This window comes from Erythrobacter sp. K21-9 (genome assembly GCF_055808355.1).
The window spans coordinates 3,004,401-3,024,398 of record NZ_CM147866.1 but is presented as its reverse complement, the minus strand read 5'-3'; the positions used below and the strand labels follow the sequence as shown (position 1 = coordinate 3,024,398).

Annotated in this window: 17 protein-coding genes and 1 pseudogene; 10 read left to right on the top strand and 8 right to left on the bottom strand. The window is 61.6% G+C overall.

Annotated features, from left to right (window positions below; all coding sequences use genetic code 11):
• Window position 1: 1 nt before the first annotated feature.
• On the bottom strand, window positions 2-799 hold the full coding sequence (gene lptB, locus AC0L39_RS15535; protein WP_473259214.1) for an LPS export ABC transporter ATP-binding protein: 798 nt from the start codon (window positions 797-799) through the stop codon (window positions 2-4).
• A gap of 264 nt (window positions 800-1,063) precedes the next feature.
• Here lptB and AC0L39_RS15530 point away from each other — a divergent pair, with 264 nt between their 5' ends.
• Both AC0L39_RS15530 and AC0L39_RS15525 read left to right on the top strand, forming a co-directional pair.
• Entirely contained in the window at window positions 1,064-1,450 is a 387-nt protein-coding gene (locus tag AC0L39_RS15530; protein ID WP_473259212.1) for a hypothetical protein, read from the top strand.
• Window positions 1,451-1,542: 92 nt separating this feature from the next.
• On the top strand, window positions 1,543-2,925 hold the full coding sequence (locus AC0L39_RS15525) for a mechanosensitive ion channel domain-containing protein (protein ID WP_473259210.1): 1,383 nt from the start codon (window positions 1,543-1,545) through the stop codon (window positions 2,923-2,925).
• 51 nt (window positions 2,926-2,976) lie between these two features.
• Here AC0L39_RS15525 and ppa read toward each other — a convergent pair whose 3' ends face one another.
• Entirely contained in the window at window positions 2,977-3,504 is a 528-nt protein-coding gene (ppa, locus tag AC0L39_RS15520) for an inorganic diphosphatase (protein ID WP_473259208.1), read from the bottom strand.
• A gap of 114 nt (window positions 3,505-3,618) precedes the next feature.
• Between ppa and hisS the strand changes: the two genes are divergently transcribed.
• The 7 genes from hisS (at window position 3,619) to AC0L39_RS15485 (ending at window position 12,120) form a co-directional block, all read left to right on the top strand.
• Window positions 3,619-4,869 carry a histidine--tRNA ligase gene (gene hisS / locus AC0L39_RS15515; RefSeq protein ID WP_473259207.1) on the top strand — a complete coding sequence of 417 codons (1,251 nt, stop codon included), beginning with the start codon at window positions 3,619-3,621 and terminating at the stop codon, window positions 4,867-4,869.
• A 276-nt stretch (window positions 4,870-5,145) separates the two neighbouring features.
• On the top strand, window positions 5,146-6,213 hold the full coding sequence (prfA, locus tag AC0L39_RS15510) for a peptide chain release factor 1 (protein WP_473259205.1): 1,068 nt from the start codon (window positions 5,146-5,148) through the stop codon (window positions 6,211-6,213).
• Entirely contained in the window at window positions 6,210-7,034 is an 825-nt protein-coding gene (prmC, locus tag AC0L39_RS15505; RefSeq protein ID WP_473259204.1) for a peptide chain release factor N(5)-glutamine methyltransferase, read from the top strand. Before prfA ends, prmC begins: the two co-directional genes overlap by 4 nt.
• 241 nt (window positions 7,035-7,275) lie before the next feature.
• Window positions 7,276-7,926: a DUF4167 domain-containing protein gene (locus AC0L39_RS15500; RefSeq protein ID WP_473259202.1), complete on the top strand. Its 651-nt coding sequence runs from the start codon at window positions 7,276-7,278 to the stop codon at window positions 7,924-7,926.
• Window positions 7,927-7,971: 45 nt separating this feature from the next.
• Window positions 7,972-9,579 (top strand): apolipoprotein N-acyltransferase, encoded by a 1,608-nt coding sequence (gene lnt, locus AC0L39_RS15495; RefSeq protein WP_473259201.1) that lies wholly within the window; start codon window positions 7,972-7,974, stop codon window positions 9,577-9,579.
• 80 nt (window positions 9,580-9,659) lie between these two features.
• Window positions 9,660-10,907, top strand: coding sequence for a methionine adenosyltransferase (metK, locus tag AC0L39_RS15490; RefSeq protein WP_473259199.1), 1,248 nt, complete (start codon window positions 9,660-9,662; stop codon window positions 10,905-10,907).
• A gap of 19 nt (window positions 10,908-10,926) precedes the next feature.
• Window positions 10,927-12,120 (top strand): DUF418 domain-containing protein, encoded by a 1,194-nt coding sequence (locus tag AC0L39_RS15485; RefSeq protein ID WP_473259198.1) that lies wholly within the window; start codon window positions 10,927-10,929, stop codon window positions 12,118-12,120.
• Here AC0L39_RS15485 and AC0L39_RS15480 read toward each other — a convergent pair.
• From AC0L39_RS15480 to AC0L39_RS15460, 5 genes are read right to left on the bottom strand one after another with little or no spacing between them, the layout of a single operon-like run.
• A complete protein-coding gene (locus AC0L39_RS15480) occupies window positions 12,117-13,268 on the bottom strand; it encodes a CaiB/BaiF CoA transferase family protein (protein WP_473259196.1) in 1,152 nt (383 codons plus the stop codon). The genes AC0L39_RS15485 and AC0L39_RS15480 overlap by 4 nt on opposite strands.
• 3 nt (window positions 13,269-13,271) lie before the next feature.
• Window positions 13,272-13,937, bottom strand: a complete 666-nt coding sequence (locus AC0L39_RS15475; protein WP_473259195.1) for a CoA transferase subunit B — start codon at window positions 13,935-13,937, stop codon at window positions 13,272-13,274.
• On the bottom strand, window positions 13,937-14,191 hold the full coding sequence (locus tag AC0L39_RS15470) for a hypothetical protein (RefSeq protein ID WP_473259193.1): 255 nt from the start codon (window positions 14,189-14,191) through the stop codon (window positions 13,937-13,939). Before AC0L39_RS15470 ends, AC0L39_RS15475 begins: the two co-directional genes overlap by 1 nt.
• A 28-nt stretch (window positions 14,192-14,219) precedes the next feature.
• Window positions 14,220-15,290: a hypothetical protein gene (locus AC0L39_RS15465; protein WP_473259191.1), complete on the bottom strand. Its 1,071-nt coding sequence runs from the start codon at window positions 15,288-15,290 to the stop codon at window positions 14,220-14,222.
• On the bottom strand, window positions 15,290-16,012 hold the full coding sequence (locus AC0L39_RS15460; RefSeq protein ID WP_473259189.1) for a CoA transferase subunit A: 723 nt from the start codon (window positions 16,010-16,012) through the stop codon (window positions 15,290-15,292). The genes AC0L39_RS15465 and AC0L39_RS15460 overlap by 1 nt, the downstream gene beginning before the upstream one ends.
• A 550-nt stretch (window positions 16,013-16,562) precedes the next feature.
• Between AC0L39_RS15460 and AC0L39_RS15455 the strand changes: the two are divergent.
• A pseudogene (locus AC0L39_RS15455) lies at window positions 16,563-18,870 on the top strand (CDC48 family AAA ATPase).
• A 17-nt stretch (window positions 18,871-18,887) separates the two neighbouring features.
• Here AC0L39_RS15455 and AC0L39_RS15450 read toward each other — a convergent pair.
• A complete protein-coding gene (locus AC0L39_RS15450) occupies window positions 18,888-19,988 on the bottom strand; it encodes a mechanosensitive ion channel family protein (protein ID WP_473259188.1) in 1,101 nt (366 codons plus the stop codon).
• Window positions 19,989-19,998: the final 10 nt, after the last annotated feature.

Below are 19,998 nucleotides of genomic sequence, written 5' to 3'. Positions count from 1 at the left end.
ATCATAAGGTGAAGCTCTCACCAAGATAAAGTCTGCGCACGTTTTCGTCGGCGACGAGTTCCTGCGGCGTGCCGGCGAACAGGACCTGCCCGCCATATATGATGCAGGCGCGGTCCACGATCTCGAGGGTTTCGCGGACATTGTGGTCAGTGATCAGCACTCCGATCCCGCGCGTCTTGAGGTCGGCGACGAGATCGCGGATGTCGCTGATCGATAGCGGATCAATCCCGGCAAAGGGTTCGTCGAGCAGCATGATTGAAGGCTTTGCCGCAAGGGCGCGCGCGATTTCGCAGCGCCTGCGCTCACCGCCGGACAGCGCCATGGCGGGACTTTCACGCAGCCTCGTGAGGCCAAATTCGTCCAGAAGCCGCTCCAGTTCGGCGCTGCGCGTTTCGGCATCGGGCTCAACCATTTCCAGCACGCAGGCGATGTTCTGCTCGACAGTCATGCCGCGGAAGATGCTGGTTTCCTGCGGCAGGTAGCCGAGGCCCAGGATCGCGCGGCGATACATCGGAAGCTTGGTCACGTCCTCGCCGTCCATCAGGATGCGCCCGGAATCCGGTTTAACGAGGCCCATGATCGAATAGAAGCACGTCGTCTTGCCCGCGCCGTTCGGGCCGAGCAGGCCCAGCACTTCGCCTTTGCCGACGCTCAGCGAGATATCGGTCAGGACGGCGCGCTTGTCGTAGCTCTTGGCAATGGAGACGACTTCGAGACCGCCATCAGGCAGCGGCACGGTCGCATCGACCGTGTCCGAAGCGGACTGGGCCAGCTCTTCAAGGGCGGGTGACTCGCTCATCGGCCAAGCTTTAGCAGCCCAGCCCTGACAGAAAAGGGGCCGTTTGCCGTTTTGGCAGGATTTTTGCTTTACATGCGGATTTAAGCGACCGGATGCGAGCGAGGGTTTCGGGCGAACGCATGACGCATTGCCCCGCATTGCCTCGCTTTGCTCTGCAAGGCGCGGGGCGCAACATTGTTGCATTTTGGTTACCGCGCTTGCAACTCATCGCACAGTTTGAGATACTCCTCCCGTGAGAGAGAGAATCCGTTGGGGAGCGGCTTAATGGGCGATTATTCGCATCAAAGCACGAAAAGTACCGCGCAGTCTGCCTCGAATGGCGAGGTAAAGGACTGGCGCAAGGCGATTAGCGACCACGTCGCCTATGCGCTGCTCGCCTATACCGGCCTGCATATCTTCATGACCGTCAAGGCCATGTCCGAAGGTCTTCCCTCGCTTCTGCCCTATTTCGCGCTTGTAGTGCTGATCGCGGCGATCATTCCCGCCTGTCGCTGGTTCGAGCGGCGCTGGACCGGACTGTCCGATGAGGAAGCTTCCGACCCGGCATTGGCAGACGAGTTCCGCCGCGACATCATAGCACTCTGGCTGCTGGCTATTGGCCTGCCTTTCGCGCTGACTGGATTGTTCAAGGGCATGTTCGCCGTGATGTGAGGAGGCTCCCGGCTCGCATCGGGAACCCGAACCATCTCCAACAAGTTTAGATCACGTGCGCCGCACTCTGGCGCTGCTGCGGTGCTGTCTGCGTGAAATTTTTCCGTTCGATCCTTGTTTTTCTCGCGCTCATCGCTGCTTTTCCCGCGCTTGCCGCCATTCCCGGTCTCGAGGCTCCTGCGACGGACAGCGCGGCGTCTGAACCGGTCCAGCAGACCATCGCGCAAGGGCAGGGCGAGGGCGATGACGCCCGGATAACCGAGCGTATCGAAGGCATATTCGCAGAACTCCCGAACTTCGAAACGGTCGGCGTCGAAGTCAACGAAGGCGTTGTCAGCCTGACCGGAACGCTCGCCGATGCCGATGCGATCGCGCGCGCGGAGGGAATCGCGTCGCGCGTGTCAGGCGTCGTGACGGTCGAGAATGCCATCGAGCGCGATCTGTCCGTTGAACAGAACCTGTCGGTATTCGGAGAAGTTTCGGGCCTGTTCGACAGCTTTATGGCGGGCCTCCCGCTGTTCGCCGTGGCGATGCTCACGGCGCTTGTCATCGGGGCGGTAGGATATCTGATCGCCGGCCTGGGCTTCATCTGGGACCGGATCGCTCCGAACGCCTTCCTTGGCGAGCTCATCCGCAGCGCGATCCGGTTCGCGTTCGTAGTGGGCGGGATCGTGATTGCCCTCGACATGTTGGGCGCGGGCGCTTTGCTCGGCGCGGTCCTGGGCGGAGCTGGCGTGATCGGGATCGCGCTCGGCTTTGCGATGCGGGACACGATCGAGAACTATGTCGCATCGCTGATGCTGAGCCTGCGCCAACCGTTCCGGCCCAACGACCACGTGCTGATCGACGATTTGGAAGGCCGCGTGATCCGCCTTACCAGCCGCGCGACGGTGCTTATGACACTGGAAGGCAACCACTTGCGCGTTCCCAATTCGCAGGTGTTCAAGGCTGTGATCGTCAACTTCACGCGCAACCCGCAAAGGCGCTTCAGCTTTGAGCTTGGTATCGATGCCGATGACGATCCGCGCTCGGCCATGCAGCTCGGAAGCGAGGTCTTGCTGGGACTGCCATTCGTGCTCGATGAACCGGAACCTGCGGGGCGGATCGAGCAGGTGGGCGATTCCAACATCGTCATCCTGTTCCTCGGCTGGATCGACCAGCGCGAGGCGGATTGGTTTAAATCGCGCAGTCTCGCCATTGCAGCGGTGAAGGAAGCGCTGGAGGATGCAGGCTTCGCCTTGCCGGAGCCGATCTACCGCCTGCGCTTTGACGGGCGAACCGACCCCCTGCCTATCGGGCGATCGCCGAAGGATGGCGATGCGACGCCGGCACCGGCCAAGAGGCGCGCCTCACCGCCAGCGGATGGCGACGACGTGCGGCCCGAGAGCGAAATCAGCGAAATGGTTGAAAGCGAGCGCCAGTCTGATCCTGAGCAGGCGAAGGACCTGCTCGATCCCTCGCGCCCAGTAGAATAACATTGTGCCGATGGGCCGCCGCGGGTCATGCCGCGCCCGGCGCTTGGGGGCTCAGGAGGAAGCGCGCTCGACCGCTTCGAGGACGATCTGCCGGGCCTCGGCTCTGTCGCCCCATTTACCGACGCGCACCCACTTTTCCTTTTCGAGATCCTTGTAGTGGGTGAAGAAGTGTTCGATCTGCTGGAATATGATCGAGGGCAGGTCCTTTGTCTCGCCGACATCCGAATAATACGGGAAGGTCGTGTCGACCGGTACGCAGACCAGCTTTTCATCGCCGCCGTGCTCGTCTTCGAGGTTGAGTACACCGATGGGGCGCGCACGCACGACGCACCCGGCCATGAAGGGTGAGCGCGCGATCACCAGCGCATCGAGCGGGTCGCCATCGGGTGAAAGCGTGTGCGGGATGAAGCCGTAATTGGCCGGATAGCGCATCGGCGTATGCAGGATGCGGTCGACGAACAACGCGCCGCTTTCCTTGTCGAATTCGTATTTCACCGGTTCGCCGCCGGTCGGGACTTCGATGATGACGTTGAGATCGTCGGGGACGTTGGTGCCGGTGGGGATCTTGTCGATGCGCATGATTTTCTCGAATTTGAAAAGGGAGGGAATGGGTTGAGCGCGCCTCTAGCCGCTGTCGCGGCATTGCGAAAGACCTCCCTTGGTCTTAAGCGCGTCGCTCAAAAGTAGGAAATCATGTCCAAGAATACACCCAAAGCCATTCGCGGCGCGCAGGATATCTTCGGCCCCGACGCCGAGGCCTTCGCCTTCGTGGTCGAGACATTCGAGCGCGTGCGCCGCCTGTACCGGTTTCGCCGGGTCGAAATGCCGGTGTTCGAAAAGACCGAAGTTTTCAGCCGCGCGATCGGCGAGACGACCGATGTCGTGTCGAAAGAGATGTATTCATTTGAGGATCGCGGCGGGGATTCGCTCACCCTGCGCCCCGAATTTACCGCCGGGATCGCGCGCGCCTTTCTCACCAATGGCTGGCAGCAGCGCGCTCCGCTGAAGCTGGCGACCCACGGACCGCTGTTCCGCTATGAGCGCCCGCAGAAGGGCCGCTATCGCCAGTTTCACCAGATCGATGCCGAGATCATTGGCGCGGTTGAGCCTCAGGCCGATGTCGAATTGCTGGCGATGGCGGACCAGCTGCTTAAAGAGCTGGGTATCGAGGGCGTGACGCTGCACCTCAACACGCTGGGCGATGCCGACAGCCGCGAGCAATGGCGCTCGGCGCTGGTGGAGTATTTCCGCGCAGTGAAGGATGAATTGTCGGAGGATTCGCAGGAGCGGCTCGAGAAGAATCCGCTACGCATCCTCGATTCCAAGGATCGCCGCGACAAGGCGTTCCTCGCGGATGCACCGAAAATCGACGACTTCCTGACCGACGAGGCGACCGCGTTTTTCGAAAGCGTCACCAGCGGCCTGGACGCGGCAGGCGTAAAGTGGAAACGCGCTGAAAGCCTGGTGCGCGGGCTCGATTATTACCGGCACACAGCGTTCGAATTCATCCCGGACGACGGCTCGGCGGCGGCGGATGCGCTGGGCGCACAAAGCACGGTGCTCGGCGGCGGGCGCTATGACGGCTTGATGGAAAGCCTCGGCGGCGCGCCCACGCCTGCGGTTGGCTGGGCTGCGGGAATTGAACGGCTGGCGATGTTGGTTGGGGAGAAGCAGGAGGACCTCCTCGCAGCTATTGTGCTGGTAGAACATGACGACGGCCTCGCTGCTGCGAACAAGCTTCTCGCTGACCTTCGCGCTGGAGGGGTAGTCGCTGAAATCATGGCCTCGGGATCGCCCAAGAAGCGTTATGAAAAGGCCCTGAAGCAGCACCCTCAACATATCCTGCGAGTAAACGAGACCGGCTATTACGGGATTTCGGGTGAGGGCAGCACAGACAGGATCGTGGCCGCCATCAATCGAAACTCAGCGTCACCCCGGACTTGATCCGGGATTGCTTTCCAGTGTTGCAAGTAGTGAGCGGGATCCCGGCGAGCCAAATGACCACTGGGGCCGGGATGACGGCGCGGCAAGGCAGCCCCTTTCCTACTGCGCCGAATTACGGCTAACGGTAGGAAAATCGAAGCTGCGCCAAATCCGTTTCAAGTTGGATAAGTGTCATCCGTATCATACATGATAAAATCGCGTAAAATCATAGTGTTAGTCTATATGACACGCATGACACTTGGTCCAGTCTGTCACCCGTAATTCCAGAGAACCCGATTGCAAATCCCCGCCGCCCGCCTTGACCAGATCGCCAACCGCTTCGCCGAGCTCGAAGCGCGGATGGCGTCGGGCACGCTTGAGGGCGACGAGTTTGTGCAGGCCAGCCGCGACTATGCCGAGCTGGAGCCGGTCGCGAAAACCGCAGCCGATGTGAAGGCGATGCGCGAGGAGATTTCGGGACTTGAGGAGATGCTGGCCGATCCGGAGATGAAGGCGATGGCCGAAGAGGAGCTTGCGAGCCTGCGCGCCAGCCTACCCGAAAAGGAGCGCGCGCTCGCCGTAGCGCTGCTTCCGCGCGATGCCGCCGACAGCAAGCCTGCGATGCTTGAAATCCGCGCTGGGACGGGCGGCGATGAAGCGGCGCTGTTCGCCGGCGATCTCTACCGCATGTACGAGCGCTACGCCGCCGAGCAAGGGTGGAAGGTCGAACCGGTCAGCATGAATGCAAGCGAGGTGGGCGGCTTCAAGGAAATCGTCGCCAACGTCACCGGGCAGGGCGTGTTTGCCAAGCTCAAGTTCGAAAGCGGCGTGCACCGCGTGCAGCGCGTGCCCGTCACCGAAAGCGGCGGGCGCATCCACACCAGCGCAGCGACCGTGGCGGTGCTGCCCGAACCGGACGATGTCGACATCAAGATTGATCCCGGCGACCTCAAGATCGACACCTACCGTGCGAGCGGGGCGGGCGGGCAGCACGTCAACACCACTGACAGCGCGATCCGGATCACGCATGAACCCACAGGGCTGGTCGTGACCTGCCAAGATGGGCGGAGCCAGCACAAGAACCGCGAAAAGGCGATGCAGGTGCTGCGCGCGCGGCTGTTCGAAAAGACCCGCGACGAAGCGCAAGGGGCCGAGGCCGAAGCGCGCAAGGCGATGGTCGGCAGCGGCGACCGCTCCGAACGCATCCGGACCTACAATTTCCCGCAGGGGCGAGTGACAGATCACCGCATCGGGTTGACCCTGCACAAGCTTGAGGAAGTGCTCGCGGGACCGGGGCTTGGTGAACTGACCGATGCCCTGATTGCCGAGGACGAAGGCAAGCGGCTCGCTGCGCTTTCGGAATGACAGTCGCAGAAGCGATCCGCGCGGCAGCAGACAAGCTCGGCGCAACCAGCGACACCGCGCGGCTGGATGCCGAATTGCTGATGGCGCATTCGCTGGGGCTGAGCCGGTCGGACATGCTGATAAAAGCGATGCGAGGCGAGGCGCCCGAGGGGTTCGGCGCGCTTGTCGAGCGCCGTATTTCGCATGAGCCAGTCGCCTATATTACGGGCACGCAGGAATTTTACGGGCGCTCTTTTGCTGTCGAACCCGGCGTCCTGATTCCGCGCGGCGACACCGAAATCGTGATCGAGGCGGCGCTTGAATTCGCCCCTGCGCCGAAACGGGTGCTCGATCTTGGGACGGGTTCGGGAGCGCTCCTGCTGACGATGCTGGCCGAGCTACCTGATGCGAGCGGTCTCGGGGTCGATGCTTCGGCGGCGGCGCTGGAGGTGGCAGCTGCCAATGCGCGCGATCTGGGGCTGGGCGGTACTGCCGATTTCGAGCGGAGAGACTGGACTGCAGGCGATTGGGCAAGCGGCCTTGGCACATTCGACCTGATCCTGTGCAATCCGCCCTATGTCGAGGAGGATGCCGCGCTTCAGCCGGACGTTCGCGCATTCGAGCCTGCGAGCGCGCTATTTTCCGGACCCGAGGGGCTTGACGACTACCGCGTCCTTGTCCCGCAGCTTGGCAAGCTTTTAAACAATGGCGGCGGCGCTGTCTTCGAAATCGGAGCCTCCCAGGCCCAATCCGTCACGAAGATCGCCGAAAAAGCCGGATTTTCGGTCGAAATGCGCCGTGATCTTGCAAATAGGCCACGCGTCTTGATCTTCCGCACATGAAAAGGCGCACAGGGCTTGGCAAATGCGATTTGGCTCGCTACCTCCGAATCAGGCCACTGATTTGTGAACTGCGCAAAGTCACCGGCCAAGCTCCAAATTCGATGTCAAACGGCCGTCAGGGCTTGCCCCCGGCCAAGGCAGCACGGAGCGCGCGTGAATTGTATCACGCGCAAAGACGAGCAGTCTGTTGGCCGAGAGTGCAATCTGTGATTGCGCAAGGTCGCTAAAGGGAAGAATTTCCTTGAATAACCAACGTAACAATCGTCGCCGCGGTCGCGGTAATCGCAATCAGGGCGGCGGCGGAGGCAACCAGCTTAACCGGATCGACAGCCGCGCGCGGGGCAACGCGCCGCAGCTGCTCGACAAGTATAAAAAGCTGGCGCAGGACGCGCAGCACAATGGCGACCGCGTCCAGGCCGAATACTACCTGCAGTTTGCAGACCACTATTTCCGCGTCATCGCCGATAACAAGGCGCGCCAGGACGAAGCTCGTGCGAAACGCAATGAAGAGCGCGGTCAGGCCAATGATGACAGCGACGACGAGGACGGTGACAACCGCCGGGGCGACAATCGCCGTGGCGGAAATCGCCGCCCGCGCGGACGACGGGACGATACCGAGAGCCAGCGCGGCGACGATTCCGGACAGGAGAACGAGAACACCTCCTCGCGGGATGATTCCGACGAATCCGAGCAACCCAAGCGCCGCGCTCGCAAGCCGCGCAGCGAAGCGGCGAGCGGCGATGAGAAGCCCAAGCGCCGCAAGCCTCGCGCGCCCAAGTCTGACGACAATTCCGGTGCCGGTGAAATCGATTCGTCGGTTCTTCCGCCCGCGATCAGCGCGAGTTCGGCGTCCGACAAGGACAGCGACGACAGCCTTGAAGCGGTCGGTTGATCGGGCTCTGACGGGCGGCGCTTGAAGACACGCGAGTAGCTTCGGATGCGCGCCCGGCTCGAACAGGTCTATGCAACAGCGCAGGCTCGGCCCGGGCTGAGTTCGGCCATACTCGGGCTCATCGCGGCCTGCGGCTATCCGCCGCTTCACGCATGGTGGCTTGCGATACCAGCGCTTGCCGTTTTCATCGCGCTGCTGCGTGAGGCAGCCAGCTGGCGATCGGCGGCATGGATGGGCTGGCTGTTCGGCTGGGCACACTTGACGCTGGCGAACAACTGGATCGCAACCGCGTTTACCCACCAGGCGAAAATGCCTGAATTTCTTGGCTGGGTCGCGGTCCCGCTGCTGTGCATCTATCTTGCGATCTATCCGGCCCTCGCGGCTTTGACGGCACATCTGCTGGCGAGGAAGTCCGGGCGGCTGGCTTTTGGGCTCGTCCTGGCCGGAGCATGGATCTTTACCGAGTGGCTTCGGGCGTGGGTCTTCACGGGCTATCCGTGGCCGCCGCTTGGGCTCTTGCTGCTTGGTGACTGGAACAGCGCCGGGATAGCGCGGTTGCTCCCGTGGCTTGGCACCTATGCTCTATCCGGCGTCGCAATTCTCGCTGCCAGCCTCATTGAATGGTTTTTGGCTACGCGTCGCTGGGTCTGGACAGGCGTATTTGCCGCAGTTTTTGCAGTCGCAATACTTTTGCCAAATTTCGTCGTCACATCGCCTACCAATGGCGTGCCCTATACCCTCGTCCAGCCGCTGCTCACGCAGGACGAGATCAACGATCCGACCAAGTTCGAGGAACAGTTCGACCGGATTACGAGACTGACGACGCCGGGCCGCGATCAGTCTCGGCTTGTCCTGTGGCCGGAAAGCGCCGTCCCCGATTATCTCGAAGACGGCTATCCGCAGCGATATTACGATCGCATGACTGCTGGCGGCGATCCGGCATTCGCCCGGCGGCGCATGGCGGCAATCGCCGGGCCTGAAGCGACCTTGCTGACAGGAGCGGTGAACCTCGATTTTGTCGAAACATCGGGGATCAAGCGGGTCGCCTCCGCGCGCAATTCGGTGCTCGCCATCGACAGCGCGGGCGAGATTGCCGGGCATTATGCCAAGGCGCACCTCGTCCCGTATGGCGAATACCTGCCGATGCGCCCGATCCTCGAACCGCTCGGCCTGTCACGCCTTGTGGCTGGCTCAATAGATTACGACCCCGGACCCGGACCGGGCACCATCGATCTGGGCGTGCATGGCAAGGCCGGCATCCAGATCTGCTACGAGATCGTGTTCTCGGGTCAGGTCGTCGATCCCGACAACCGCCCGGACTACATTTTCAATCCGTCCAATGACGGATGGTTCGGATGGTGGGGCCCGCCGCAGCATCTCGCACAAGCGCGGATGCGCGCGATCGAGGAGGGGCTGCCCGTCCTGCGCTCCACCACCACCGGTATCAGCGCGGTGATCGATGCGCGCGGCAAGGTGCGCCAATCGATCGCTTCGGGCAAAGCCGATGCCATCAGCGGGATCATTCCGCCGGCGATGTCGCCGACGCTCTTTGCCCGACTGGGCAATGCGCTGCCGCTGGGCTGGGCTGGCTTGCTGATACTACTCGGAATAGTGGGCCCGAGAATGCTTGCACTGCGCAGCGCTCGCGGCTAGGCCCTATCCGAACACATAAAGGTTTCCTTATATCTGCATAAGGGCCGCCAGCCGATACCGATATTTCTCCGGGAGTCCCCATGCGTAGCGATTTTCTTTTCACCTCCGAGAGCGTTTCCGAAGGTCATCCCGACAAGGTTTCGGACCAGATCTCCGATGCGATCGTCGACCTGATGATCGGCAAGGATCCCGAAGCGCGCGTCGCCTGCGAGACGATGACGACGACACAGCGCGTCATCCTGTCGGGCGAAATTCGCTGCGCGCCGATGTATGACGAAAACAACGAAGACTGGGCGGTGAACGGCGGCTGGGCACCCGGCGCCAAAGAAGAGATCGAAAAGGCGGTTCGCAGCACGGTCCGCGACATCGGATATGAGCAGGACGGCTTTCACTGGAAGACGCTGACCTTCGAAAACCACCTTCATGGACAGTCGGAGCACATCGCTCAGGGCGTCGATGCGGGCGAGGATGGTTCGAACAAGGATGAAGGCGCAGGCGATCAGGGCATCATGTTCGGCTTTGCCTGCGACGAAACGCCCGATTTGATGCCGGCACCGATCGATTACAGCCACAAGATCCTCGAAATGCTTGCGGCAGACCGTCATTCGGGTGCAGCTCCTTTCCTCGAACCGGATGCCAAGAGCCAGGTGACCTTGCGGTACAAGGATGGAAAGCCGGTCGGATGCACAGCAATCGTGGTCAGCACGCAGCACGCCGAAGGCTATGACGACGGCGAAAAGGAAGCTGAACTCAAATCCTATGTCAAAGGCGTCGTGGCGGACATTCTGCCGGACGGCTTCATCTCCGACGAGACCCAGTGGCACATCAATCCGACCGGAAGCTTCGTGATCGGTGGTCCGGACGGGGATGCGGGCCTCACGGGACGCAAGATCATCGTCGACACCTATGGCGGTGCAAGCCCGCATGGCGGCGGCGCGTTCAGCGGCAAGGACCCGACGAAGGTGGACCGCAGCGCGGCCTACATCACCCGCTATCTCGCCAAGAATGTGGTCGCAGCAGGGCTGGCGAAGCGCTGCACCATCCAGATTGCCTATGCTATCGGGGTGTCAGAGCCGCTGTCGCTGTATGTCGATACGCACGGGACGTGTTCGGGTGGAGCGGACGATGCCTCGATCGAAGATGCGATCAAGTCGATCGGCAAGCTGGGCGGATTGACCCCGCGCGCGATCCGGACGCATCTTGGCCTCAACAAGCCAATCTACCGGAAAAGCGCAGCTTACGGGCACTTTGGACGGACGGCGGATGGAGACTTCTTCCCGTGGGAGAAGACGGATCTCGTCGATGACCTGAAGGCAGCTCTCGCTTGATGTGATAAGGGCGCTTGCGATGGCGGCGCCCAATTCCCGAACCGACCGTATTGCCGAGCTCGACGCGCTGCGGGGGCTCGCCGTGATCGGTATCGTGTGGATGAACGTCCATGCCTTCGCCCTACCGCTTCAGGCCTATTACAATCCGGTCGCGTGGGGCGGAGAGGGCGGTGCCGACCGCCTGATCTGGGCGGCAAGCTTCGTCTTTGTAGAAGACAAGTTCCGCACGCTGTTCGCCATGATGTTCGGTGCGGGCTGCCTGATCCTGATCGAGCGCGATGCGCAGCATCCAATGCGCAGCCACTATGCGCGCATGGCAGTGCTGTTTGTGATCGGTCTTGTGCATTCGGTCTTGCTGGCAAGCAACGATGTTCTGCGAGCTTATGCCTTGGCAGGCCTGCTGCTGCCGCTGCTTGCGCCGCTGTCCCACCGGGCACTTTACGCAATCGCGATCGGTTTCGTCATGGTGCATGTCGGAGGAGGCATTGTCCTGTTCGGCAGCAGTGTCATCGATTTCTACGCAGAGCGTATGCTGACGGATGCGTCACTCTATGCAGAGCGCAATTTCGGAACCGATGAGCCGGCGCTGAGACATGCGCTTGAACTGGGGCGCGAGGGGTTTGGCGAACGGATCGCGCGCCGGACAGCGGCGATCCCTAACCAGATCGCGGCGATCGCGGGCTCTGTACCGCTCAACCTCGCGGCCATGACACTCGGGATGGCCTTGTGGAAGGACCGGATGCTGGCCGGTGAATGGCGGACGTTCCGGTTGCAGCGACTCGCGGCGATTTGCGCTATTCTCGCGATCCCGGTGCTGCTCGCGCTTGCGTGGTGGGTTTCGAGCAATGGCTTTCCCGGAGCGCTGGTCGGGGCGGCATCGCTCATCCTATCGGCGCCGTTCGATATGCTGCTCGCGCTAGCCTATGCGGCGTTGGCGATGGCGTTTTTCGGCGTTTCCGGACCATTGACCAAGCGCCTCGCAGCGGCAGGACGCCTGTCGCTGACCAATTACCTGATGGCGAGCGTGATGCTCGCGGCGATGTTTGCGAGCTGGGGCATGGGGCTTTTTGCGCAAGTTTCGCGTGCGCAGGCCTTCGCGCTCGGTTTCGTGCCTATCGCAGCGATGCTGCTGTGGTCGCCGCTGTGGCTTGCCAGGTTCGGGCAGGGGCCCTTCGAGCGGCTTTGGCGCTCGGGAGCGAAGTTGCTCTCCTAGCCGTCCTCGCCCTGCATTGGTGAGGGGCGGTCGAGCGCCAGTTCAGCCTCGGAAAAAGTGAACGGGCTGCGCACGCCCGGCATCCCGCCAAGGTCAACGCGCATCCCGCGCGCTATCACCTGCGGGTCGGCAAACACTTCGTCCAGATTGTTGATTGGTCCGGCTGGCACACCCTGCGTCGCGCATTCGGCGAGCAACGCCGCCTTGCTCCATTTCGCCGTCGCCGTAGCTATCTCCGCATCCAGCGCGGCAGCATTTGCGGTTCTTTCGCCATTGCTGGCGAAGCGGGGATCATCTGCAAGTTCAGGGCGTCCGAGCAGTCTCACCAGCTTTACGAAGAGCCGGTCATTGGCAGGGGCAAGGATCACATGGCCATCGCTCACCGGAAAGACACCGTACGGAGCGACCTGGGCATGTGCATTGCCCATACGGGGCGGATTTTCGCCTGTATTCATGAAAAACGTCGCCTGATTAGCCAATAGCGCGATTGAACAGTCGAGCAGGCTCATATCGATCTGCTGTCCCCTGCCGGTCCGCGCACGCTGAATAAGCGCGGCCTGTATGCCGGTTGCTGCATAAACTCCGGTCGACAGGTCCGATATGGACACCCCCATCTTCATCGGATCGCCCTGCGGCTCTCCGGTGAGCGACATGAACCCGCTCATCCCCTGGATAACAAAGTCGTACCCCGCCTCATGCGCGCGCGGCCCGGTTTGTCCGAAGCCGGTGATCGAGCAATAGACGAGGCCGGGATTGACCGCCGCGAGCGATGCATGGTCGAGGCCGAATTTCGTAAGGCTGCCGGTCTTGAAATTCTCGATCAGCACATCGGCAGATGCACACAGTTCGCGCACTCGCTCCAGATCGGCCGCATCGCGGAAGTCCGCAATGATCGAGCGCTTTCCGCGATTGCAGGCGTGGTAATAGGCCGCCTCGCGGTGAACGGTGCCGTCGCTGCCTGTTCGCTCGACCCAGGGCGGCCCCCACTGTCTTGTGCCATCGCCCTCGGGGCTCTCGACCTTGATCACATCCGCGCCGAGATCAGCGAGGATCTGACCCGCCCACGGTCCGGCAAGGACACGGGCGAGCTCAATTACCTTGACGCCGGCAAGCGGAGCGTCGGGATTGCGGAGTTCTTCAAGCCACATGGCTCAAGCGGTCTCAAGCGCCACCTCGTAATTGGCAGTCGTCTTGGCCGCGATCTCTTCTTCGCTCACGCCCGGTGCCAATTCGATCAGGCGAAATGGCGAGGATTTGTCCGGTCGGTGGAACACGCCGAGATTGGTGATGATCATGTCTACGACCCCTGCGCCAGTCAGCGGCAGGGTGCATTCGGGGATGAATTTCGGGCTGCCATCCTTGGCATTGTGATCCATCACGACGATGATCTTTTTAACGCCAGCGACAAGATCCATCGCGCCGCCCATCCCCTTGATCATCTTGCCGGGTATCATCCAGTTGGCGATGTCGCCATTCTCGGCGACTTCCATCGCCCCCAGAACGGTCAGGTCGATATGACCGCCGCGGATCATTGAAAAGCTGGTCGCGCTGTCGAAGTATGCACTGTGCGGCAATTCGCTGATAGTCTGCTTGCCCGCGTTGATGAGGTCGGGGTCGACCTCGTCGTCATAGGGGAAGGGACCGATGCCCAGCATCCCGTTCTCGCTCTGGAGCGTAACCAACATGCCTTCGGGAATGTGGTTCGCGACGAGCGTGGGGATGCCGATGCCGAGATTGACGTAATAGCCGTCCTTCAGTTCCTTGGCGGCGCGCGCTGCCATCTGGTCGCGGGTCCAGCCCGATGTGTCCTGTGTCATTACGGCTGCTCTTCTCGGGTGCTTGACGGCCCTGCAGCCGGCGATGTCTGTGATTGAGGCGCAGGTGTGATGAGAAACCAGCCATTGTTCATCAGGCGATTGAGCTCAAGCGCGGCGTCAGGGTTGTTCAGGAAGTCGTAAAGCTCGTCGAAATCGCTGCGCTGATCGCCAGCGATAGCGAGGAGGCAGGTCTCCAATGCCAATTGCTTGCGCCGCGTCTGCTTGCGGTCACCGGGATAGCGCAGCAGCAGCAATTGATCCTCGCCCTGCGGATCGAGGCCGCTATCCGAGAGGGCTTTTCGAATTACATCGGCTCTTGCGGTACGAGTTGCTGGAAATCCAGGCAATCTCCACACCTTCGAGGCGCAGCACTTTCAGGCTCAGCGCGAGGTCGGGGGAGGCTAGGCCGACAGTCTCGGGATCGAAGGGCTCTGCGCCGGGATCGATGTCGATCAGAACGGAAGCGGGCCTGTTCACGCTTACCCTGCATTGACGCCGATCTCCATCGAGAGCTCCGGGATCGCTCAACACGGCGGATGGCTGCGGCATGCCGCTTTCCGATGCGACAAAAGCCTGCTCACCTGCATAGCGGATGAAGTCCGCCAGCATCGGAGAGGACGCAAAGGCCAACGGCTTTGACACCTGCCCACCGGGCTGAATCAACCGGTCATTGGCGATTGCGGTATCGGACATCGGTGCGGCGGCGGAAACGGCTGTGTTTGCCGGGGCCTGCGCCAATTCGGTTTCGGCAGGTCCGGATGCGCGCGCCTCGACCGGGGTTGCCGCGCCGGGCTGATTCAACCGGTCATTGGCGATTGCGTTATCGGACATAGGCGCGGCAGCGGCTACGGCTGTGCTTGCCGAGGCTTGCGCCAGTTCAGTTTCGGCGGGCGTGGGCGTGCTCGCTTCTATAGGGGATGCCGCGCCGGGCTCGATCAAGCGGTCATTGGCGATCTCGACGTCGGACATCCGTGCGGCAGAAGCGACGGAGGATTGCACGGGTGCTTGCGCCAGTTCGGTCTCTGCGAGCGCGGGCGCGCTCGGTTCTATCGAGGTTGCCGCGCCGGGCTCGATCAGACGATCATTTGCAATCTCGGCATCGGACATTCGCGTTGCAGGCGCCGCGGCAGTATTCGCGGGAGCTTCAGCCAGTTCTGATTCGACTGGCGCAGGCATACTCGTTTCGACCGGCACCGACGCGCCTGGCTCGACCGTGACATTTGCTTCACGGCCATCGGTTGCAGTCCGCGTGAGCGCTCCGCCCGCGAGAATTGGAACGGCTGCAGCGATACAACCGGAAAGGCCAAAACTGGCAGAGGCCAGCGCGCACAGGGTCAGAATGCGTTTGTTCATCATGCAGTCTCGCGTTCTCTCGTGGTTCGGAATTCAATTTTCTTGTCATAGGGCGCGCCGACAATGATGCGATTGACGAACACGCCGGGCAGGTGAATTTCGTCGGGTTCGAGAGCGCCGGCAGGGACCAGCTCCTCGACTTCGGCGACGCAAACCTTGCCGCATGTCGCAGCCGGCTGGTTGAAATTTCGCGCAGTCTTCCGGAATGTGAGATTGCCGGTTTCGTCCGCCTTCCATGCCTTCACTATGGCAAGGTCGGCAAAGATGCCGCGCTCCAGGATGTAGGTCGACATCACGCCGTCGGGATCGGGAAACTCCTTGTGCTCCTTGCCTTGCGCAACCTGCGTGCCGACGCCGGTCTTGGTGTAGAAGCCGGGAATGCCCGCCCCTCCGGCGCGCATGCGTTCGGCAAGCGTACCCTGCGGGCAAAATTCCACCTCGAGTTCGCCGGCGAGGAATTGCCGCTCGAATTCCTTGTTTTCACCGACATAGGAAGAAATCATTCTCTTCACTTGCCGCGTCCTGAGCAATTTGCCGATGCCTTCATTGTCGATCCCGGCATTGTTGCTTGCGAAGGTCAGGCCGGTAACGCCGCTTTGCTGTATCGCATCGAGCAGCCTTTCCGGAATGCCGCAAAGGCCGAATCCGCCCGCAGCCACAAGCATGTCGTTCTGAAGGACGCCTTCAAGCGCGCTGGCGGCATCGGGGAATAGCTTGCTCATGAAAAATGTCTGCCTGCCGTAGTGATGATTTTTGCTGTCGCGTTAACGTCTTGTTTGACGTGTGATTAATCGTTTGATCGATTGATGTCACCCATTGCGTCGATGAGGTATCGCAGCACTCAAATCATGCTGCGCCGCACAATCTGGCAGGCGCAAATTTGCCCTCAAATCGTGCCGATGCACAAAAAATAGGCAATGAATTTGCGTTAATCAGGACAACAGGGACAATATGGCCAGATATTATTGCGCAATTTGCAACAAAGAATGCGCCTTTCGCACTTGCGAAATGAATGGTCCGCGAGCATACATGTCACTGCCTTTCAGGCATCCTCTCCCAAACTGTTAAGCCCGGCCTTCGTGCCGGGCTTTTTTCTGCCCGCAATCTTTTTGACGAAAAAGATAATGGAGGCGGACCCGTGCCGAAGGAAAAGGTCGGTTTGGCATGTTCGAGCGGATCGGATTGCGTCCCTCCTCGTTTGCAAAGGACCGCCGTGCTGCCTAGCTAAAAGGCTGTCCGACCAACGACTCCAACTGCCCAGAGGATTTGCCAATGGCTGATGCCGAAGCCGCCGCCCCCAGTCGAACCGCTCGCCTGCAAGTCGCGGCCGCAAGGCAGGAGGAATCCGGACAGGGCATCGCCCGCATGCCGCGCTCGGCCTTTCAGGAACTCGGCATTACCGAAGGCGACGTGGTCGAAATAACCGGCAAGCGGACGACCGCCGCCATCGCGACCGCTGCCTATGCCGAGGATGAGACACTCGATGTCGTCCGGCTCGACGGCTTGCAGCGGGGCAATGCCGAGGCAGGATCGGGTGAGCATGTCGAGATCAAGGCCGCCGAATCGCGCCCGGCGACGCGTGTGGTGTTCGCGCCGGCACAGCGGGAAATGCGGCTGCAAGGCCCGACGCAGGCGCTCAAGCGCAATTTCTTCAGGAAACCTCTCGTCGCGGGTGATCTGGTCGCGACCACCGGGCAGCAGCCGGTTCAGAACATGCCGTCGGACGTGCGCCAGTTGCTCCGCGCCCCGGCCTATGCCCTGACCCAGATCCGCCTCTCCGTCGCCTCGACCAGTCCCAAGGGCATCGTCCACATCGACGAGAACACCGAAGTCGAGCTGCGCACAGATTTCGAAGAGCCGCGCGATGCCCGCGCGGTCGTCAATTACGATGATGTCGGCGGGATGGAAGAGACCATCCAGCAGCTGCGCGAAATGGTAGAATTGCCGCTGCGCTACCCCGAACTGTTTACGCGGCTTGGTGTCGATCCGCCTAAGGGGGTGCTGCTCCACGGCCCGCCCGGAACCGGCAAGACAAGGCTGGCGCAGGCGGTCGCCAACGAAAGCGATGCAGAGTTCTTCACCATCAACGGCCCCGAAATCATGGGCTCCGGCTATGGCGAAAGCGAAAAGCGCCTGCGCGAGGTTTTCGAAGAGGCAACCCGCGCGGCCCCCGCCATCGTCTTCATCGACGAGATCGACTCGATCGCGCCGAAGCGCACCCAGGTGCCAGGCGAGGCTGAAAAGCGTCTTGTCGCGCAATTGCTCACCTTGATGGATGGGCTGGAAGCGCGCGCCAACCTTGTCGTCATCGCTGCCACCAATCGGCCCGATGCCATCGATGAAGCCCTGCGCCGACCGGGCCGGTTCGACCGTGAGATCGTGATCGGCGTGCCCGACCAGAGCGGGCGCCGCGAAATTCTGGCGATCCACACCCGCGGGATGCCGCTCGAAGAAGAAGTGAAGCTCGACGAACTTGCACGCATCACCCACGGCTTTGTCGGGGCGGATATCGCCGCGCTCGCGCGGGAAGCCGCCATCGATGCGGTGCGGCGGATCATGCCGCGCCTCGACCTTGACGAGCGCACGATCCCGCAGGACGTGCTGGAAGACTTATGTGTCACTCGCGATGACTTTTTCTCTGCTCTCAAGCGCATCCAGCCTTCGGCCATGCGCGAGGTCATGGTGCAGGTGCCCAACGTCCGCTGGGACGATATCGGAGGCGTCGGAGACGCGATCGAGAAGCTGAAGGAGGGGATCGAGCTGCCGCTCAAGAACCCCGAGGCCTTCCGCCGTCTCGGTATCAGACCTGCCAAGGGGTTCCTGCTCTACGGCCCGCCCGGAACCGGCAAGACCTTGCTGGCGAAGGCAACCGCGAAAGAGGCCGAGGCCAATTTCATCTCGATGAAGAGCTCCGATCTTTTGTCGAAATGGTACGGTGAGAGCGAGCAGCAGATTGCTCGCCTGTTCTCCCGTGCACGCGCCGTTGCACCGTGCGTGATCTTCATCGACGAGATCGACAGCCTTGTGCCCGCGCGCGGATCGGGACAAAGCGAGCCGCAGGTCACGGGCCGCGTGGTCAATACGATCCTCGCCGAAATGGACGGCCTTGAAGAACTGCAATCAGTCGTCGTAGTCGGCGCAACCAACCGGCTCGACATTGGTCGATCCAGCGCTGCTGAGACCGGGGCGCTTCGACGAGCTCGTCTACGTGGGCACGCCTGACCAAGAGGGGCGCGAACATATCCTCAAGATCCACACCTCCGAAATGCCGATGGCCGGCGACGTCGACTTGTCGGACATCGCCGCCAAGACCGAGCGGTTTACCGGAGCCGATCTCGAAGACGTGGTGCGCCGGGCCGGGCTGGCTGCATTGCGGCGGCTCGGCGGCGACGTCAGCGAAGTGGCGGCTGAGGATTTTGCATCAGCGCTTGAGGACTCGCGCGCTACGGTGACATCGCGGATGGAAGCCGAATATCGCAAGATGCGCGGAGAGCTGAAGAAACGCGCGGCCGAGGCAAATCCGATCGGCTTTTTCGCACCCGACACCCTTGAGCCGGTGAAGGCCAAGAAACACGATTGAAGCGGCGGGCGGCTGCTCTACGGAGCGGCCGCTTCCCCGGCCTTTGCATGGCCACCGGGCACTTCCAGCCGGTGCCGGATAAGCGCATCCGGCATGTGTTCACGCAGCCAGCCGACCATGTGCTCGCGCGTCTCGCAGCGCAGGTTCCACAGATCGCCAATCGTCTTGGCGCTCATCGAAAGGCGCAGCTCGATGCTCTCGGGGTATGTCTCGGTCAGCAAGGCGGCAATATTGCGTCCGTCGAACAGCTCGTGATTGCGTACAAAGCGATCGAATTCATTGCGGATCGGCGCCACATTCGTTGCCGGATCGAGGTGGAGGAAGACCGGGCCGGTGAGCTGCTCATCGCGGCGTGACCAATTTTCGAAGCTGTCATCAAGGAACCGCGATGTTGGCACGATGATTACCCGCTCGTCCCATGTCCGCACGGTAACGAAGCTCATGTGAATCTCCTCAACCCGGCCTACGTCATCGTCGACCTTGACGAGGTCACCGATCCGCATGGGCTCAGTCAAGGCGACTTGCAGCCCCGCGATCAATGATTTGAGCGCTGGCTGGGCGGCAGCACCAACAGCGAGCGCGGCCAGACCGGCGGAGGCGAGCATCGTGGTCCCGATCGCTTGCACTTCCGGGATCGAGAAAAGCATCAATCCGATTGTGATCAGGATGATTGCGAAGGTCGCGATCCTCGAAAACACCGCGATCCGAGTGCGCCTGCTGCGCATCGCTACAGGATCGGTGTGCATCTCCATGCGCGCTTCGAGAGCGGCTGTGAAACCGCGAACGACATTGTAGGCAATCCAGCCGAGCAGGGCCGGCCTCAGGAACTGCGCAAAAGGCTCCCACAGCAGGCCAAGTGAATCATCGAATTGCGCAGCAAGCGTTACGCCGATGGCGATGAAGGACCATTTGATCGGGCTGCGCATTCGGGAAATGATGAGGTCGTCAACATCGTTTTCGGACATCCGGGTGAACCGGTTCACCACCGCAAACACGACGCGGTAAGCGACATAGGACAGGATGACCGCGATCAGCACGACGAGCGCCGACGCGGCGGCATCGTATGCCAACAGGTTCCAGTCGATGTCCCAATTTGCGGGGTTGAAATTATCAAACATGCTCGGCCCC

Coding starts and splice junctions, on each gene's coding strand:
- lptB (WP_473259214.1), bottom strand. CDS start 799: ATGAGCGAGTCACCCGCCCTTGAAGAGCTGGCCCAGTCCGCTTCGGAC.
- AC0L39_RS15530 (WP_473259212.1), top strand. CDS start 1,064: ATGGGCGATTATTCGCATCAAAGCACGAAAAGTACCGCGCAGTCTGCC.
- ppa (WP_473259208.1), bottom strand. CDS start 3,504: ATGCGCATCGACAAGATCCCCACCGGCACCAACGTCCCCGACGATCTC.
- hisS (WP_473259207.1), top strand. CDS start 3,619: ATGTCCAAGAATACACCCAAAGCCATTCGCGGCGCGCAGGATATCTTC.
- prmC (WP_473259204.1), top strand. CDS start 6,210: ATGACAGTCGCAGAAGCGATCCGCGCGGCAGCAGACAAGCTCGGCGCA.
- lnt (WP_473259201.1), top strand. CDS start 7,972: ATGCGCGCCCGGCTCGAACAGGTCTATGCAACAGCGCAGGCTCGGCCC.
- metK (WP_473259199.1), top strand. CDS start 9,660: ATGCGTAGCGATTTTCTTTTCACCTCCGAGAGCGTTTCCGAAGGTCAT.
- AC0L39_RS15485 (WP_473259198.1), top strand. CDS start 10,927: ATGGCGGCGCCCAATTCCCGAACCGACCGTATTGCCGAGCTCGACGCG.
- AC0L39_RS15480 (WP_473259196.1), bottom strand. CDS start 13,268: ATGTGGCTTGAAGAACTCCGCAATCCCGACGCTCCGCTTGCCGGCGTC.
- AC0L39_RS15475 (WP_473259195.1), bottom strand. CDS start 13,937: ATGACACAGGACACATCGGGCTGGACCCGCGACCAGATGGCAGCGCGC.
- AC0L39_RS15465 (WP_473259191.1), bottom strand. CDS start 15,290: ATGAACAAACGCATTCTGACCCTGTGCGCGCTGGCCTCTGCCAGTTTT.
- AC0L39_RS15460 (WP_473259189.1), bottom strand. CDS start 16,012: ATGAGCAAGCTATTCCCCGATGCCGCCAGCGCGCTTGAAGGCGTCCTT.
- AC0L39_RS15450 (WP_473259188.1), bottom strand. CDS start 19,988: ATGTTTGATAATTTCAACCCCGCAAATTGGGACATCGACTGGAACCTG.